Origin of the sequence: Saccharothrix sp. NRRL B-16314, assembly GCF_000716595.1 — a bacterium.
In the GTDB taxonomy this organism is placed as follows: domain Bacteria; phylum Actinomycetota; class Actinomycetes; order Mycobacteriales; family Pseudonocardiaceae; genus Actinosynnema.
Map to the genome: position 1 here is coordinate 25,892 of NZ_JNXC01000041.1, position 19,279 is coordinate 45,170.

2 protein-coding genes are annotated in these 19,279 nt (G+C 74.3%); both read right to left on the reverse strand.

All coding sequences use genetic code 11. The annotated features are described in order from the left end of the window. Positions 1-64: 64 nt before the first annotated feature. Positions 65-10,534 (reverse strand): SDR family NAD(P)-dependent oxidoreductase, encoded by a 10,470-nt coding sequence (locus OQ02_RS41680; protein ID WP_442973730.1) that lies wholly within the window; start codon positions 10,532-10,534, stop codon positions 65-67. Beyond that, positions 10,531-18,909, reverse strand: a complete 8,379-nt coding sequence (locus OQ02_RS41685; RefSeq protein ID WP_197043651.1) for a type I polyketide synthase — start codon at positions 18,907-18,909, stop codon at positions 10,531-10,533. The genes OQ02_RS41680 and OQ02_RS41685 overlap by 4 nt, the downstream gene beginning before the upstream one ends. Between the last annotated feature and the right edge of the window lie 370 nt (positions 18,910-19,279).

The window sequence follows — 19,279 nt, forward strand, 5'->3', positions numbered from 1 at the left end:
AGCTTCTCTTCGTTTGACATCCGAAGCTCTCCAGACCGGAAGGGAAGGTGGGGACGATGGCGTGTTAGGAGATGCCGAACCGCTTGCCGAGGAGGTCGAACATCTCTTCGTCGCTCGCTGAATCGAGGTCACCGGCCGCGACCGCTCCGTCGCCCGCCGCGTCCCTCCACCCGCGAAGCAGTTCTTCCAGGCGCTCGGTCACCTCGGCGCCGACGGGGCTCGACGGGCTCAGCGCCGCGAGGCTCGACCGCAGGCCGGCGATCCCGGACAGCACCGCGCCCGCCGCCGCGCCGTCGGCGTCTTGAACCAGGCCGGTGCGCAGGTGGCCCGCGATGGCGGCAGGGGTCGGGTAGTCGAACAGCAGCGTGGCGGGCAACCGCAGGCCGGTGCCGGAGCCCAGCCGGTTGCGCAGCTCGACCGCGGTGAGCGAGTCGAAGCCCGAGTCGAGCAGGCCCCGGTCGGGCGCGACGGCCCGCGCGTCGGTGTGGCCGAGCACGGCCGCGGCCTCGGCGCTGACGTACTCGAGCAGGATCTTGTGCTGCTCGGTGTCCGACCTGCCCGCCAGTCGCCGCGCCCAGCCCTCGTCCTCGACGCGGGCCGCGGCGCGCGGGGTGCCCGCCACCGAGCGCAGCAGCGGCGACTGCCCGCCCGCGGCGTCGAGCTTCACCGGGACCAGCAGGGGCTCGTCACCGGCCGTCGCGGCGTCGAACAGCGCCAGGTTGTCCTCTGTGGACAGTGGGACGACACCACTGCGGGCGATCCGCCGCAGGTCGGCGGCGTCCAGCTTCGAGGTCATGCCGCTGTCCTCGGCCCACAGGCCCCACGCGAGCGAGACGGCGGGCAGGCCCAGCAGCCGCCGTTGCGCGGCCAGGGCGTCCAGGAACGTGTTGGCCGCCGCGTAGTTGCCCTGCCCGGCGGAGCCGATCACCCCGGCGACCGAGGAGAACAGCACGAACGCGGAGAGGTCCGCGTCCCTGGTCAGCTCGTGCAGGTTGAGCGCGCCGTCGACCTTCGGGCGGAACACGCGCTCGACCCGTTCCGCGTCGAGGGACGCCACGACACCGTCGTCGATCACCCCGGCGGTGTGCACCACCGCCGCCAGCGGGTGGTCCCCGGACACCCCGGACAGCACGGCCGCCAGCGCGGCGCGGTCGGCGACGTCGCAGGACTCCGCCCGCACCTCGGCGCCCAGCGCGGTCAGGCCGTCCACGAGGTCGGTGTCCGCTCCGCGCCTGCTCACCAGCAGCAGCCGTCGCACGCCGTGCGCGGTCACCAGGTGCCGGGCGACCGCCCGGCCCAGGGTGCCGGTCGCGCCGGTGACCAGGACCGTCCCGTCCGGCCCGAACACCGGCCGCGCCTGCTCCGCGACCCGCCGGCGGACGAGGCGCGGCACCAGCACCTCGCCGTCGCGCACCGCCGCCTGCGGCTCGTCGGCGGCGATCGCGTGGTCGCCGTGCTCGTCCAGGTCCACCAGGGCGAACCGGTCCGGGTGCTCCGACTGCGCCGAGCGCAGCAGGCCCCACACCGGCGCGTGCGCCAGGTCCACACCGTGCTCGCGCCCGGTGGCGACCGCGTTCCTGGTCACCACGACCAGCCGGGACGCGGCGAAGCGCTCGTCGGCCAGCCACTCCCGCACGGTGGTGAGCACCTGCCCGGTCACCTCGGCGGGGCCGCCGTCCCCGGAAGGGCACTCGAAGACCACCGACGCCGGGACGGGTGCCCCCGCCTCGACGGCCTCGTCCAGTGCCGCCAGGTCGACGTAGTCCGCTCGGGCGCCCCCGATGGTGACCTGGTCCGCGCCCGTGGTCGCGCGCGGCGCGGGCACCCAGTCCACCCCGTACACCGAGCCCTGCCCCGCACCGCCCGCGAGGCGCGCGGGCACCGGCCGCATCACCAACGACGACACGGACAGGACCGGCCGGCCCAGCTCGTCGGACGCGGTCAGCGCGACGGTGTCGGCCGCCGTGCGCACCAACCGCACCCGCAGCCGTTGCGCCCCGGTGCGGTGCAGCGACACCCCGGCCCAGGTGAAGGGCATGATCCCGCTGTCGACGCCGTCCAAGCCCGCGTAGACCATCGTGTGCAGCGCCGCGTCGAGCAGGGCCGGGTGCACGCCGAAGCGGTCGGCCTCCTGCCCGGCGGGCAGCGTCACCTCGCCGAAGACTTCGCCGTCGCGCCGCCACGCCGCCCGCAGCCCCTGGAACACCGGCCCGTACTCGAACCCGCTCTCGGTGAACCGCTCGTACAGCCCGTCCACGTCGATCGCCTCGCCCGGGGGCGGCCACTCGCCGAGGTCGTCCTCGGCGGCCGGACCGGTGGGGGCGAGGGCGCCGCTCGCGTGCCGGGTCCACGTGTCGGACCCCGACTCCCGCGAGTACACCTCGAACGTCCGCCGGCCGTCGGGCTCCGCGTCCGCCACCGCGACCTGGAGCACGACGTCGCCGTCCTCGGCCACGATCAGCGGCGCCTCCACGACCAGCTCCTCGACCTGACCGCACCCGAGGCTCCCGCCGACGTGCGTGGCCAGCTCCAGGAACGCGGTCGCCGGGAACAGCGCCCGGTCGCGCACCACGTGGTCGGCGAGCCAGGGGTGGCTCCGCCGCGACAGCCGCCCGGTGAACACCCGCCCGTCGCCCGAGGCCAACCCGAGCGCCGCACCGAGCAGCGGGTGGTCTGCCGTGCTCAGCCCGGCCGCGGTGACGTCGCCGGGTCCTTCGGACCGCGTCAGCCAGTACCGCTCCCGCTGGAACGGGTACGTCGGCAGCTCGACCGGCCGCGTCGTCCGCCCACCCTGGACGGCGGCCCAGTCGACCCGTGCGCCGCGCACGAACGCCGTCGCCAGTGCGGTGGACAGCGTCTCCACCTCGGGGTGCTCCCGGCGCGTGACGGGAACGGCCGTCGCACCGTCCAGGCCGTTGCGCACGGCGGCGGTCAACGCGCCACCGGGTCCGACCTCGATGAAAGTGGTCACCCCGCGTCCGGCCAGGTCCGCGAGGCCGTCGAAGAACCGGACCCGCGCCCGGACGTGCTCGACCCAGTACCCCGGGTCGCACAGCCGCTCCGGCTCGACGACCGCGCCGCTGACGTTCGACACGACCGGTATCCGGGGCGGCTGGTAGGAGATCCCGGCGGCGACCCGGTGCAACTCGTCCAGCACGCCGTCCATGTGCGCGGAGTGGAAGGCGTGGCTCACCCTCAGCCCGCTGGTCTTGCGACCCCGCTGCGCCCAGTGCGCGGCGACCTCCGCGACGGCGTCGGCGTCACCGGACACCACCACCGACGTCGGCCCGTTGACCGCGGCGATCTCCACACCGTCCACAAGGGACTCTGCGACCTCGTCGGCGGTGGCGGTGACCGACACCATCGCGCCGCCGGCCGGCGCGGCCTGCATCAACCGGCCCCGCGCCGCCACGAGGACGCAGGCGTCACGCAGGGAGAACACCCCGGCGACGTGCGCGGCGGCGATCTCTCCGACCGAGTGCCCGATGAGGAAGTCCGGCCGCACGCCCCACTCCCGCAGCACCCGGGACGCCGCCACCTCGAAGGCGAACAGCGCGGGCTGGGTGAACTCCGTGCGCTCCAGGACTTCGGCGTCGGACCCGAACACCACGTCGCGCAGCGGCCGGTCCAGCAGCCCGTCGAACGCCTCGACAACCTCGTCCAGCGCCCGCGCGAACGCGGGCACGCCTTCGTGCAGCCCGGCGCCCATGCCGGGGTACTGGCTGCCCTGCCCGCTGAACAGCAGCGCGACCTTGGGCCGTGCCGACGCCTCGCCGACCACCACCCCGGGCAGCGCCCGGCCCGCGGCCAGCGCGTCCAGCCCGGCCACCAGGTCCGCACCCGTGCCGCCGTGCACCACCGCCCGGTGGTCGTGCACCGCGCGGGTCGTCACCAGGGACGACCCGATGTCGGACCACGAGACGTCGGGGGACTCGCGGACCAGGGCCAGCAGCCTGCTCGCCTGCTCCCGCAGCGCGGACCCGCTGCGCGCCGAGAGCACCAGCGGCACCACACCCGCGTCCGGTTCACCGTGCTGTCGGGGTTCACCGTCTTCCGGCAGCTCCAGGACGACGTGCGCGTTCGTCCCGCTGATCCCGAACGACGACACCCCGGCCCGGCGCGGTCGACCGGTGCGCGGCCAGTCCACTGCCGCCGTCGCCAGCGACACCGCGCCCGCGTCCCAGTCGACGTGCGGGGTGGGTTCGTCCACGTGCAGCGTCGCGGGCACGACCCCGTGCCGCATCGCCAGGACCACCTTGATCACGCCCGCCACGCCGGCGGCGGCCTGGGTGTGGCCGATGTTCGACTTGACCGAGCCCAGCCACAGGGGCTCGTCGCGGTCCTGGCCGTAGGTCGCCAGCAGCGCCTGCGCCTCGATCGGGTCGCCCAGCCTGGTGCCGGTGCCGTGCGCCTCCACCACGTCGACTTCCTGCGGCGTCAACCGGGCGTTGGCGAGTGCAGCCCGGATGACCCGTTGCTGCGACGGCCCGTTCGGGGCCGAGAGGCCGTTGGACGCGCCGTCCTGGTTGACCGCCGAGCCGCGGATCACGCCGAGCACCCGGTGCCCGTTGCGGCGCGCGTCGGAGAGCTTCTCCAGCAGCAGCAGGCCGACGCCCTCGGACCAGCCGGTCCCGTCGGCGGCACCGGCGAAGGACTTGCACCGGGCGTCCGGCGCCAGGCCGCGCTGCCGCGAGAACTCCACGAACGTGCTCGGCGTGGCCATCACGGTCACACCGCCCGCCAGCGCCAGCGAGCACTCGCCCGCCCGGAGCGCCTGCGCGGCCAGGTGCATCCCGACCAGCGACGACGAGCACGCCGTGTCCACGGTGACCGCGGGCCCTTCCAGGCCGAACACGTAGGACACCCGGCCGGACAGGACGCTGCCCGCGCCACCGGTCAGCAGGTAGCCCTCCGCGCCGTCCGGCACCTTCCCGGACCCGCTGGCGTAGTCCTGCCCGTTGGTGCCGACGAACACCCCGGTCGCGCTGCCCCGCAGGCCGGTCGGGTCGATCCCGGCCCGCTCGAACACCTCCCAGGAGACTTCCAGCAGGAGCCGTTGCTGCGGGTCCATGGCCAGCGCCTCGCGCGGGGAGATGCCGAAGAACCCGGCGTCGAACCGGCCCGCGTCGTGGACGAACCCGCCTTCGCGCACGTAGGACTTGCCGACCCGGTCGGGATCGGGGTCGAACAGGGCTTCGGTGTCCCAGCCGCGGTCGTCGGGGAACCCGGAGACCGCGTGCCGGCCGTCGCGCAGCAGCTCCCAGAACCGCTCCGGTGTGTCCGCGCCGCCGGGGAAGCGGCAGCCCATCGCCACGATCGCGATCGCGTCGTCGTCCGAGGCGACCCCGATCGCGGGACCGGTGGCCACGGCGGTCGCGGTGTCCAGCAGCTCGGCGCGCAGGTGCTCGGCGAGGGCGCCCGGCGTGGGGTGGTCGAACACCACCGTGGCGGGCAGCCGGATGCCGGTGGTGTCGGCGAGCCGGTTGCGCAGCTCGACCGCGGTCAGCGAGTCGAAGCCGAACTCGCGGAACGCCCGGGAGTCGACGATGCCGTCCGCCGAGTCGTGCCCGAGCACCGCGGCGGCCTGCGCGCACACCAGGTCGAGCACGATCCGGCCCTGCTCCTCCGCGTCCGCCTCGCGGAGCCGGTCCAGCAGCGGCGAGGCCGCGGCCTTGCGCTCCGGCGCCCGGACCAGGCCGCGCAGCACGTGGGGGACCGCACCGGCTCGGATGGCGGGCAGGTCCAGCCGTACCGGCGCGAGCACGGCCCGCCCGTCGCGCAGGGCGGCGTCGAACAGGGCGAGCCCTTCCGCCGACGACAGCGCCGCGATGCCGGACCGACCGAGGCGGCGCAGGTCGACCTCGCCCAGGTCGGCGGTCAGGCTGCTCTCCCCGGCCCACAGGCCCCAGGCCAGCGACTGGGCGGGCAGGCCGGTGGCGCGTCGGTGCTCGGCCAGCGCGTCGAGGAACGCGTTCGCCGCCGCGTAGTTGGCCTGGCCCGCGCCGCCGACCGTGCCCGCCACCGACGAGAACAGCACGAAGGCCGCCAGGTCGAGGCCACCGGTCAGCTCGTGCAGGTGCCAGGCCGCGTCGACCTTGGGCAGCATGACCCGGTCCACCCGTTCCGGGGTGAGCGCTTGGACGACACCGTCGTCGAGGACACCCGCGGTGTGCACGACGGCGGTCAGGGGGTGCCGCGCGGGGACGCCGCCGAGCAGGTCGGCGACCGCGTCCCGGTCGGCCATGTCGCAGGCCGCCAGCGTCACCTCCGCGCCCAGCGAGGTCAGCTCCGCGACCAGGTCGTCGGCACCGGGGGCAGCGGCGCCCCGGCGGCTGGTCAGCAGCAGGTGCCGGACACCGTGCTCGACCACGAGGTGCCGGGCGACCAGGGAACCGAGGCTGCCGGTCGCGCCGGTGACCAGCACCGTGCCGTCGGCGTCGAGGGCGGGCGGGACCTGGTCCGCCGGGCCGCGGCGGACCAGCCTGGGCACCCGCAGCGCCCCGCCGCGCAGCACGACCTGGGGTTCGCCGCCCGCCACCGCCTCCGGCAGCGCCGAGGCGTCGTCGGCGTCCACCAGCACCAGCCGGTCGGGGTGCTCGGCCTGCGCGGCCCGCACCAGGCCCCACACCGGGGCGGTGGCCACCCCGCGCACGTCGGCCACGTCGACCGCGCCGCTGGTGAGCACCACCAGTCGCGATCCCGTGAAGCGCTCGTCCGCCAGCCAGTCCCGCACCAGGGCCAACACCCGGTTGACGACCTCGCGGGTCACCGCCACCGGGTCGCCGTCGGGCGCGACGACCGGCACGACCACGACGTCGACCGGGTCGTCGGACAGCTCCGACCAGGTCACGACCGGTTCGCCGCGCGCGTCCAGCGCGGCGGCCACACCGAGGCGGTCCTCGCCCAGCACGGCCCAGCGTCGCGGGGTCGACGCGGGAGCGCGCACCGCCGTCCAGTCCACCGCGTACAGCGAGTCCTGCGTGCCGGGCTCGACCCGCGTCGACCGCAGCCCGACCGCCTCGACCTCCAGGACCGGCCGACCGGACACGTCGGAGGCGTGCAGGGAGAACGTGTCGTCCCCGACCGGGCGCATCCGCACCCGCAACTGCTCCACCCCGGACGCGCCGAGCGTCACGCCCCGCCACGACCACGGCGACAGCCCTGCGCCCGTGCCCTCGACGGCGTGCGCGGCGACCGCGAGCAACGCCGGGTGCAGGGCGAAGTCCGACGCCCCCGGCGCGGCCACCTCGGCGAAGGTCTCGTCACCGCGCCGCCACACCGCACCGAGGCCCTGGAGGGCAGGCCCGTAGTCGACACCCCCGAGCCGCCGGTAGACCTCGGCCACGTCCACGGGCACCGCGCCGGCGGGCGGCCACTCGCGGAGGTCGTGCTGCAACACGGTTTCCTCGTCGGACAGCACACCGGTGGCGTGCCGCGTCCACGGGCCGTCCTCCACCCGCGTGTACACCCCGACTTCCCGCCGTCCGCCCCCGCTCCCCGCCACTGCGACGCAGAGGTGCACGGCAGCCCGCTCGGGGATCACCAGCGGGGTGTGGACGGTGAGGTCTTCCACCCGGTCGTGGCCGGTGCCCGTGCGGACGTGCAGGACCAGGTCAAGGAACGCCGTGCCGGGCAGGACGACGGTGCCGTCGACCGTGTGGTCCGCCAACCACGGGTGGGTGGCCAGTGACAGCCTGCCGGTGAACAGGAGGCCGTCGCTGTCGACCAGGTCGACCACGGCCCCCAGCAGCGGATGTCCCGCGTCCCGGAGCCCGGCGGAGGCAACGTCCACTGTGGATGTCCCCGAGGGGAGCCAGAAGTCCTGCCGCTGGAACGGGTACGTCGGCAGGTCCAGTGCCTTAGCGGTCCCGGTGAACAGGCTCGCCCAGTCGACGGGCACGCCGGCAGTGAAGAGTTCGCCGGCCGAGGTGAGGAGTCTGCGGAGGCTGCCCTCGTCACGCCGGAGGCTGCCGACGACGGTCAGATCGGTCTCGCCGGCTTCGATGCTCGTGGTGAGCACCGGGTGCGGGCTGATTTCGAGGAAGGCGGTGTGGCCTTGTTCGATCAGTGCTTCGGTGGCTTCGGCGAAGCGGACGGTTTCGCGGAGGTTCTGGTACCAGTAGTCGGCGTCCAGGCTGGTGGTGTCGGCCCAGGAGTTGGTCACGGTGGAGTAGAAGGGCGTCTCCGCGTTGAGCGGGGTGATGCCTTCGGTGGCGGCGAGGACGTGCTCGCGGATGCCTTCGACGGCGGGGGAGTGCGAGGCGTAGTCGACGGCGACGCGTCGGACTCTGATGTCCTGTGTGGACAGTTGTTCGCCCCAGGAGTCGAGCACGGTGCCGTCGCCGGAGACCACGACGGTGGCAGGTCCGTTGACGGCGGCGATGGACACCGCGACCCCGTCCCGCGTGATCCACTCGCGGACGGTGTCGACCGGCGCGGCGACGGACATCATGCCGCCGGGCCCGGCTAAGTGCTCCGCGATGGCCTGCGACCGGCGGGCCACGACCTGGGCACCGTCGGCCAGGGACAGCGCGCCGGCCACGACGGCGGCGGCGATCTCACCCTGCGAATGCCCCACCACGGCAGCCGGTTCCACACCGAGCGAACGCCACACGGCGGCCAGCGACACCATCACCGCGAACAGCGCGGGCTGCACCACGTCCACCCGGTCCAACGCCTCCGGCGCCGGTGAAGTGACCGCCTCGCGCAGCGACCACGACACCCACGGCCGCAACGCCTGCTCGCACTCGGCGAACCGCTCGGCGAAGACCGGGGAAGTCTCCAGCAGCTCCCGCGCCATGCCCGCCCACTGCGAACCCTGCCCCGGGAACACCCACACCACATCCGGCTGTCCGGCGCTCGCCGAGACCACGCCGGTGGCCAGCGCGTCGAGCCCTTCCGACAGCTCGTCGGCGGTCCCACCCAGGACGACAGCGCGGTGATCGTGCAGGGCGCGGGTCGTGACCAGCGCACGCCCGATGTCCGCCGGCTCCACCTCGGGGTGCCGGCGCACGAACGACCGCAGCCGGATCGCCTGCTCCCGCAGCGCGGCCCCGTCGCGCGCCGAGACGACCCACGGCACCACACCGCCCTGGGCGGCCGAGCCCGGCGCGTCGGTGATCGGCTCCGCGTCGGGTTGTTCGAGGATGACGTGCGCGTTGGTGCCGCTGATCCCGAACGACGACACCGCCGCCCGACGCGGACGTCCGGTCTCGGGCCAGTCCCGGTTGTCGGTCAGCAGTTCGACCGCGCCCATGGACCAGTCGACGTGCGGGGTGGGCTGGTCGACGTGCAGCGTGCGGGGCAGTACGCCGTGGCGCATCGCCATGACCATCTTGATGACACCGGCGACACCCGCGGCGGCTTGGGTGTGCCCGATGTTGGACTTGACCGAACCCAGCCACAGGGGCTCGTCGCGGTCTTGGCCGTAGGTGGCCAGCAGGGCCTGCGCCTCGATCGGATCGCCGAGCCTGGTGCCCGTCCCGTGTGCCTCGACCACGTCCACGTCACGCGGTGTCAGCTTGGCGTTGGCGAGTGCCGCGCGGATGACCCGTTGCTGCGACGGCCCGTTCGGCGCCGTCAAGCCGTTGGACGCGCCGTCCTGGTTCACCGCCGAACCGCGGATCACGCCCAGCACCCGGTGCCCGTTGCGCCGCGCATCGGACAGCTTCTCCAGCAGCAGCACCCCCGCACCCTCGGACCAGCCGGTGCCGTCGGCCGCATGGGCGAAGGACTTGCACCGACCGTCCGGGGACAGCCCGCGCTGGCGGGAGAACTCCACGAACGTGCCGGGAGTCGACATCACCGTCACGCCGCCGGCCACCGCCAGCGAGCACTCACCCGAGCGCAGCGCCTGCGCCGCCAGGTGCAGGGTCACCAGCGAAGACGAACAGGCGGTGTCGACGGTGACGGCCGGACCCTCCAGGCCGAACACGTACGACACCCGGCCGGAGAGCACGCTGCCGGTGCCGCCGGTCAGCAGGTGGCCGTCGACCAGGCCGTTCGGCACGTGCAGGGGCGGGCCGTAGTCGTGGTACATCAGGCCGGCGAACACGCCGGTCCTGCTGCCGCGCAACGACAGCGCGTCGATGCCCGCGCGCTCGAACACCTCCCAGGAGACTTCCAGCAGCAGCCGCTGCTGCGGGTCCATCGCCAGCGCCTCGCGCGGCGAGATCCCGAAGAACGCCGGGTCGAACGCGGGCGCGTCGTGCAGGAACCCGCCTTCACGGGTGGTGGACGTGCCGGTCCGCGCGTCGTCGGCGTCGAACAGGGAGTCGAGGTCCCAGCCCCGGTTCTCCGGGAAGCCGGACACCGCGTCCCGCCCGGACACGGCCAGGTCCCACAGCTGCTCCGGCGAGGTCACCCCGCCCGGGTAGCGGCAGGCCATCCCGACGACGGCGATCGGCTCGCCCGCCGACTCGACCAGGTCCCGGTTCTGCTTGCGGAGGCGGACGACCTCCTTGAGGGTGTCGCGCAGGACGCCGACGACGTCATCGGAGGAATTGTCAGGCATGTGTTCCCGGGTCCCTATCAGCCGAGGCTCTCGCGAGCCAGCCGGACGAGGTCAGCGACATCCAGTTCGTCGATCGAGTCGACGTCATCCAGCCCCACCGGGTCCGTCCGCACCGGGGGTTCCGGGTCTTCCCGCACCGCGGGCTCCGGCGGGAACAGCTCGGCGACCACCTGGCGCGCCAGCAGTTCCGGGGTGGGGAAGTCGAACACCGCGGTCGGCGACAGCAGCAGCCCGGTCGCCTTGTTGAGCCGGTTGCGCAGTTCGACACCGGTCAGCGAGTCGACCCCGAGCTGCTTGAACCCCGCCCGGACGTCGACCCGACCCGCCTGCCCGTAGTCGAGCACACCGGCGACCTCGGCGCGCAGCAGGTCGAGCGCGGCGCGGTCGCGCTCGGTGCCGGACATGCCCGCCAGCACCGACCGGAACGACGCCGACGGCTCACGTTCCACCTTGGCCCTGGGTGCGCGCACCACACCGCGCAGCAACGGGGGCGGAAGCTCGCCGGGCGCGATCCGCAGTGCGGGCACGTCGATCCGCAGCGGCACGACCAGCGGCTCGGCCACCCCCAGCGCGGCGTCGAACAGGGCGAGACCGTCCTCATCGGACAGTGCGGCCATGCCGATGCCGGCGAGCCGGGCCCGGCTGAACGCATCCAGCTCGCCCGCCATGCCCGCGGACGCCCACGGTGCCCACGCCAACGACGTCGCGGGCAGGCCGTTCGCGTTGCGGTGCAACGCCAACGCGTCGAGGAAGCTGTTCGCCGCCGCGTAGTTCGCCTGGCCCGCCGCGCCGAACACACCGGAGGCCGACGAGAACAGCACGAACGCGGCCAGGTTGTCGGTGAGGTCGTGCAGGTGCCATGCCCCGTCCACCTTCGGCCGCAGGACGGTGTCGACCCGTTCGGGCGTCAGCGACCCGACCACGCCGTCGTCCAGCACGCCCGCGACGTGCACGACCGCGGTCACCGGGTGCTCGGCGGGGACGGCGGCCAGCATCGCCGCCACGTCGTCCCGCTCGGCCGTGTCGCACGCCGCCCAGGCGACTTCGGCGCCGTGCCCGGCCAGGTCCGCGGCCAGCTCGGCGGCCCCTGGTGCTCGCGCACCGCGCCTGCTCGCCAGGAGCAGGTGCCGGACGCCGTGCCGGGTGACCAGGCGGCGGGCCACCAGCCCGCCGAGCGCACCGGACGCACCGGTGACCACCACGGTGCCGTCCGGGTCGAGCCCGGCGACGTCGTCCGCGGCCCGCTCGATGCCCGCCAGGCGCGGTACCAGCGCCTCGCCCTCCCGGATGGCCCACTGCGGCTCGTCCAGCACGGCCGTTCGCACGACTGCCGCCGAGGACCGCTCGTCGTCGTCCACATCGACCAGCACGATCCGGTCGGGGTGCTCGCGCTGCGCGGAGCGGACCAGGCCCCACACCGCGGCCTGCGCCAGGTCGACCCGGTCACCGGCCACCGCGCCGCGGGTCAGGACGACCAGCCGCGACGAGGCGAACCGCTCGTCGCCCACCCACTCCTGCACCAGTGCCAGCGCCCGGTGGCAGGCCGCGGCGACCGCCTCGGGCACCGTCCCCCCGCCACCGGCCACCGGCGCGAGCACCAGGTCCGGAACGGAGTCCAGGTCGGCCAGGCCGGTCGCGGTCGGGGCGGTGCCGAAGTGGTCGCTGCCGAAGTGGTCGGTGCCGAGCAGCACCCAGGTCGGTTCGGGCTGCGGCGGGGTGTCGGCGATCGGCACCGGAACCCAGGAGAGCTTCCACAGCGAATCGTGCGTACGGCCGCCGTCCAGGCCTCCCGCGGGGAGCGCCCGCACGGTGAGCGAGGCGACCTCCGCGAGCGGCCTGCCCGCCTGGTCGGCGATCCGCACCGAGACGGAGTCCGTGCCGACCGGGGAGAGGCGGACCCGTGCCGCCGCGGCACCGCGCGAGTGCACTCGCACACCGGACCAGGCGAAGGGGAGCCGCACCCGCTGACCGTCGTCGGTGGCGAAGAACCCGGTCTCGCCGCCGCCGTGCAGCGCGCTGTCGAACAGCGCCGGGTGCACGGAGTGCTCACCGGCCTGGCCCGCGAGGGTGTCCGGGAGCGCGATCTCGGTGCAGACGTCCTGGTCGACCCGCCACGCCCGTTGTACGCCCCGGAACAGCGGCCCGTACGCCAGGCCCGCTGCGTCCAGGTCCGCGTACAGCGCTTCGACGTCGATCTCCTGCGCGCCGGCGGGAGGCCAGGCGGCCAGGTCGAACGGTTCGGCGGGTCCGGTGTTCCCGACCTGCCCGGCTGCGTGCTCCACCCACACCGCGTCCTCGCCGTCGTACCGCGAGTGCACGCTCACCTGCCGCCGGTCCGCCTCGTCCGGCGGCTGCACCGTGACCCGCAGCTGAGCGCTGCCACCGGGGTGCAGCACCAGCGGGGCGGTGATCACCAGGTCGGCGATGGCCGAGTCCGCGACGTGCGCGACCAGCTCGACGAACACGGTGGCGGGCACCACGACCCGTCCGCCCACCACGTGGTCGGCCAGCCACGGCTGAGCCGCCGACGACAGCGAGGCCGTGCCGACGACGGAACCGTCCGGGAGGTCGACGGTCGCGCCCAGCACGCCGTGCCCGGACTCGCGCAGGCCCAGCGCGGTCGCGGCGCCACGGGGGCGCGGCGGGGCGAGCCAGTACTCGCGGTCCTGGAACGGGTAGGTCGGCAGCTCCACCCGCCGCGCGGGCACGCCGTCGACCACGCGGGCGAGGTCCACCGGCACACCCAGGACGTGCAGGCGGGACACCGCCGTCAGCAAGGTCGTGACCTGCGGGCGTCCTTGGCGCTGGCAGGCGGCCACCGCCACGGCGTCCCCGGCGGACTCCTGCGCCATGGCCGACAACGCGCTGTCCGGGCCCACTTCGAGCAGCGCCGTCACGCCGTGGTCGACCAGGCACCGCACGCCGTCGTGGAAGCGGACCGCCTCCCGGACGTGCCGAGTCCAGTAGTCCGGGTCGGCCAGCTCGGCGCGGGTCGCCACCCGGCCGGTCAGCGTCGACACGAGCGGCACCACCGGCTCCCGGACGGTCACGCCGGCGGCCACCGCGCGGAACCCGTCGAGCATCCCGTCCATGTGCGGCGAGTGGAACGCGTGGCTGACCCTCAGCCGCCGCGTCCGGTGCCCGCGGCCGGCCCAGTCGTCGGCTACCGCCAGCACCGCGTCCGCGTCACCGGAGACGACGACGGAGCGCGGTCCGTTCACCGCCGCGATCGACACCCCGTCGGGGAGCGACCCCGTCACTTCCGCCTCGGACGCCTCGACCGCCGCCATCGCACCGAGGGCGGGCAGGGCCTGCATCAACCGGCCGCGTGCCGCCACGAGCGCGCAGGCGTCCGCCAGGGACAGCACCCCGGCCACGTGGGCCGCCGCGAGTTCGCCGACGGAGTGCCCGACGACGAAGTCCGGCCGCAGGCCCCAGTGCTCCAGGAGCCGGTACAGCGCGACCTCGACGGCGAACAACGCGGGCTGCGTGTACCCGGTCTGGTCCAGCTCGCCCCCTGCGGAGGAGATCACCGTCCGCAGTGGACGGTCGAGGTGCCGGTCCAGCGTGTCGCACACCTCGTCGAAAGCCCTGGCATACACCGGGAACCGCTCGTGCAGGTCGTCGCCCATGCCGGTGAACTGGCTGCCCTGACCGGTGAACAGGAACGCGAGCCCACCTCGTGGCCCGGCGGTTCCCCGCACGGTGCCCGGTGCCGAACCGCCCGCGACGAGCGCGCGCAGCCCTTCGGTGAAGTCCTCGCGGTCGGCGCCGACGACCACCGCGCGGTGGTCGAACACCGGGGTCCGGACGGCCGCGCTGACCGCCAGGTCGGCAGGGTCGTGCTCGGTCACGGCGGACAGCAGCTGTTGCGCGGCTGCGCGCAACGCCGCGTCGGTCTTGGCCGACAGCGCCAGCGGGACCGGCTGCCGGTGCCGCTCGACCGGGTCGGGTTCGGGGCTGTCGCCGCCCTCCAGGATCACGTGCGCGTTCGTGCCGCTGATGCCGAACGACGACACCGCCGCGCGGCGCGGACTTCCGGTCTCCGGCCACGGCCGGGCGTCGGTCAGCAGCGCCATGCCGTTGTCGGCCCAGTCGACCCGCGTGGACGGCTCGTCGGCGTGCAGGGTCCGGGGCGCGACGCCGTGCCGCATGGCCAGCACCATCTTGATCACGCCCGCGACACCGGCCGCCGCCTGCGCGTGCCCGATGTTGGACTTCAGCGAGCCGACCAGCAGCGGTGCGCCCGGTGTCCGGTGCCTGCCGTAGGTGTCGGCCAGCGCCTGCGCCTCGATCGCGTCGCCGAGCGTCGTGCCGGTCCCGTGCGCCTCGACCACGTCGATGTCGGCGGGTGTCAGCCGGGCGTCGGCCAGGGCTCGCCCGATGACCCGCTGCTGGGCCAGGCCGCTCGGCGCGGTCAGGCCGTTGGAGCGCCCGTCGTTGTTGATCGCCGTCGCCCGGAGCACGGCGAGCACCGGGTGCCCGTTGCGGCGCGCGTCGGACAGCTTCTCCAAGAGCACCAGGCCGACGCCCTCGGCCCAGCCGGTGCCGTCGGCGGCAGCGGAGAACGCCTTGCAGCGCCCGTCCCGCGCCAGCCCGCCCTGCTTGGCAAACTCCACGAACATCCCAGGCGACGCCATCACCGACGCACCGCCCGCCACCGCCAACGAGCAGTCGCCCTGCCGCAGTGATCGGGCCGCGAGGTGCACCGCGACCAGCGACGACGAGCACGCCGTGTCGACCGTCACCGCCGGACCGGAGAACCCGAACGCGTAGGCGATCCGCCCCGAGGCGATGCTCGGCGAGGTCCCGGTGAGCAGGTGCCCCTCGACCTCGGAGGCGGACTCGTGCAGGCGGGGGCCGTACTCCTGCGCGGTGGCACCGACGAACACGCCGACCTCACCGCCGGCGTGCTCGGGGTCGATCCCGGCCCGCTCGAACGACTCCCACGCGGTCTCCAGCAGCAGCCGTTGCTGCGGGTCCATCGCCAGGGCCTCGCGCGGGGAGACCCCGAAGAACTCGGCGTCGAACCGGCCCGCGTCGGCGAGGAACCCGCCCCGGGTGGCGTAGGTCGTGCCCGGCCGGTCGGGATCCTGGTCGAACAACCGGTCAAGGTCCCAGCCGCGGTCCTCGGGGAACGGGGAGACGGCGTCGCGCTCGTCGGCGACCAGGTCCCACAGCTGCGCCGGTGTCCGCACGCCGCCGGGGAAGCGGCACGCCATGCCCACGATCGCGATCGGCTCGTCGGCCGTGGCGTGAGGCGACCCGTCCGGTGCGGGTGGGAGGGTGCCGTCGATGAGGGAACGAAGGTGCTCGGCCAGCGCGGAGGCCGTGGTGTGGTCGTACAGCGCGGTGGCGGGGACCTCCGTGCCCAGCGCCCGGTTGACCCGGTCACACAGCTCTACCGTGTCCAACGAGCCCAGCCCCAGGTCACGGAAGCCGCGACTGGGGTCGACGGAGTCGGGGCCGGCATGACCGAGCACCAGGGCGATCTGCGCCCGAACCACCCGCTCCAGGTCCACCGGGTGGTTTCCCTCCGGCCCACCGCGCTCCGGCCCACCGCGCTCCGGCCCACGGTGCTCCCGCCCACGGTGCTCCGGCCCACGGTGCTCCGGCCCACCGTGCCCTGGCCCACCGCGCTCGGGCTGGGTCTGTCCGGGTCTACCGTGTTCGGGCTGGCGGTCTTCGGGTCTGCTGTTCTCAGGCCCACCGTGTTGGGGCCGGCGGTCTTCAGGCCCGCTGTGCCCAGGTCCGCCGCTCTCCGGATTGCCGTGTTCCAGCCCGCCACGCTCCGGCTCGACCGGTGCGCCCGGCGGGGGAAGGGGCGTGGTGCTGTCGTCGATCCAGTGTCGCTCTCGCTGGAACGCATAGGTGGGCAGTGGGACGCGTCGGACCGGTAGGTCGGCGAAGAACCCGCCCCAGTCGACGTCGTACCCGTTCACGTGCAATTCCGCCGCGGCCGATGTGACCGCACGGGCCTCGTCCTGGCCGGCGCGCACCGCGGGCACCAGGAGCACGTCCTTCCCCGCCAGGCATTCCCGCCCAGCCGCGGTCAGGACGCTGTCCGGTCCCAGTTCCAGGAACGCGCGCACGCCGCCTTCGTCGTGCAGCCACCGCACCCCGTCGAGGAACCGCACCGTCCCCCGCACCTGCCGCACCCAGTAGTCCGCGTCCGGCGCCACCGGCCCGCCGTCCAGGGTGGACACGATCGGGATGCGCGGCGGGTGGAAGTCGACCGTCTCCGCGACCCGGCGGAAGTCGGCGAGCATCCCGTCCATCCGCGGCGAGTGGAAGGCGTGGCTCACCGCGAGCCGCTTGGTCCGGTGCCCGGCCGACGACAGGAGTTCCGCGACCGCCAGGACCGCCTCCTCGTCCCCGGACACGACGGTGGCCGCAGGCCCGTTCACCGCCGCGATGTCCAGCTGTCCCGGCACCCCGTCGAACGCCCGCCGCACCTCGGCGACCGGTGCCCCGACCGCGACCATGGCCCCACCGGCGGGCAACGCCTGCATGAGCCGACCCCGCGCGGCCACCAACCGGCACGCGTCGGGCAGTGACAGCACGTCCGCGACGTGCGCGGCGGCGATCTCGCCGACGGAGTGCCCGAGCAGGAAGTCCGGTACCGCGCCCCAGCTCTCCACGAGCCGGAACAGCGCCACCTCCAGCGCGAACACCGCGCACTGCGTGTAGACCGTCTGGTGGACGAGGTCCGCGTCGGCCGATCCGGGGTCCGCCGCGAGGACGTCGCCGATCGGGCGGTCGAGTTCACCGTCGAGGTGCCCGCACACCTCGTCCCACGCCGACGCGCAGACCGGGAAGGTCGCCCGGAGGCCGCTGCCCATCGCCAACCGCTGGCTGCCCTGCCCGGTGAACAGGAACGCCAAGCCGCCCGCCCGCCGCCCGTCACCCACCACGACCGGGGACGGGAGCTGCCGCGCCAGGTCCTCCAAGCCGCCGGCCACCACCACCGCCCGGTGCGGGAACGAAGCCCGCGCCGTGGCCAGCGTGTGCGCCACGTCGGCCCGGTCCTGCGCGGCGTCGGCCGCGAGGTGGTCGGCCAACGCCGCGGCCTGGGCGCGCAACGCCTGCTCGGACTTGCCGGACAGCACGTAGGGGAGCGCGTCCGGTACCCGGCCCCCAGGGCGGGGCGGCCGGGCGGGGAACCGGTCCGAGAGCACGAGGTGGCAGTTCGTCCCGCCCATGCCGAACGAGCTGACCCCCGCGACCAGCGGGCGGTCGTCGTCGGCCCACGGCCCGGTCTCGGCCTGCACCCGCAGGTTGAGCGCGTCCAGCGCGATGTCCGGGTTCGGCGTGCGGAAGTGCAGGCTGCGCGGCACCCGCCGGTGCCGGATCGCCAACGCCGCCTTGATCAGCCCGGCGATTCCCGCCGCACCTTCCAGGTGTCCGATGTTGGTCTTCACCGACCCCACCCGCACCGGGCGCCCGGCCTCGCGCGCATTCCCGAGCACGGCACCGAGGGCGGCGGCTTCCACCGGGTCACCGACCCGCGTCCCGGTCCCGTGCAGCTCGACGTACTGGACCTCGCCCGGGTCGACGCCGGAGTCGAGGTAGGCGGCGCGCAGCAGCCGCGCCTGGGCGCGCACGTCCGGTGTCGTCAGGTGGAGGCCGCCGCCGTCGTTGTTGACCGCGCCGCCGTGGATGACGCAGTACACCTCGTCCCCGTCGGCGAGGGCGTTCTCCAGGGGTTTCAGCACCACCAGGCCGCCGCCCTCGCCCCGCACGTACCCGTTGGCGCGCGCGTCGAAGGTGTGGCAACGCCCGTCGGGCGACAGCGCGCCGAACTCCGCGGCTGCGAGAGCGCTCTCCACCGCGAGGTTGAGCGAGATCCCGCCCGCCACGGCCACCCCGACCTCGCCGCGCCGCAGGCTCTCGCAGGCCATCCGCACCGCGACCAGCGACGACGACTGCCCGGTGTCCACGATCAGGCTCGGCCCGCCGAACCCCAGCGCGTACGACAGCCGGTTCGCGACCATGGCCCGGTTCAGGCCGGTGAGGGAGAACCGGTCGACCACCCCGGCCCGCTGCCGCAGCACCGCGTAGTCGCCCGCGCCGACCCCGACGAACACCCCGCCGTCGACGCGGCCGGGCACGATCCCCGCGTCCTCGGCCGCTTCCCACGCCAGTTCCAGCGCCAGGCGCTGCTGCGGATCGGTCGCCGCGGCTTCTCGCGGCGACATCGCGAAGAAATCCGCGTCGAACCGGTCCACCTCGTCGAGGAAGCCGCCCCGGCCGGCCGCGTCGCGCGCGGCCCAGCGACCCTCCGGCACGTCCTTGACCAGGTCGGACCCGTCGTGGAGCAGCCGCCAGAATCGCGCGGGATCGGCAGCACCGGGAAACCGGCAGGACATTCCCACAACAGCGATCAAGTCGTCCACGTCAGACTGTTTCTCCCAGCGCAAATGAACCCAGTTAATACGGGAGTCCACAATGAATCAGGTGATCGTTCCGACGTGCATGGCCAGACCGTAACTCACGATCGCCTCGCCGGGGGGAGATTTGGCACACTCCTGCCATCGTCTGCCCACTCGGGCAGACCTCCACCCGCTCCGGCCAGGGGGTCAAGTGAAATGAAGGGTTTTCCTCCGCGAAACAACGAAGCGTGTCAATAGCCCATCCGGACTCCGGCTGTGCGCCGATTCGGGAATCGCGCTTCACCGTTCGTCCAACTGCCGCGACCTCGGCGGACCATCCCTGTTGACCTGTGCTCCACCTACGTCCGCGGGTGGGGAGGTGGACAGGGTCCGT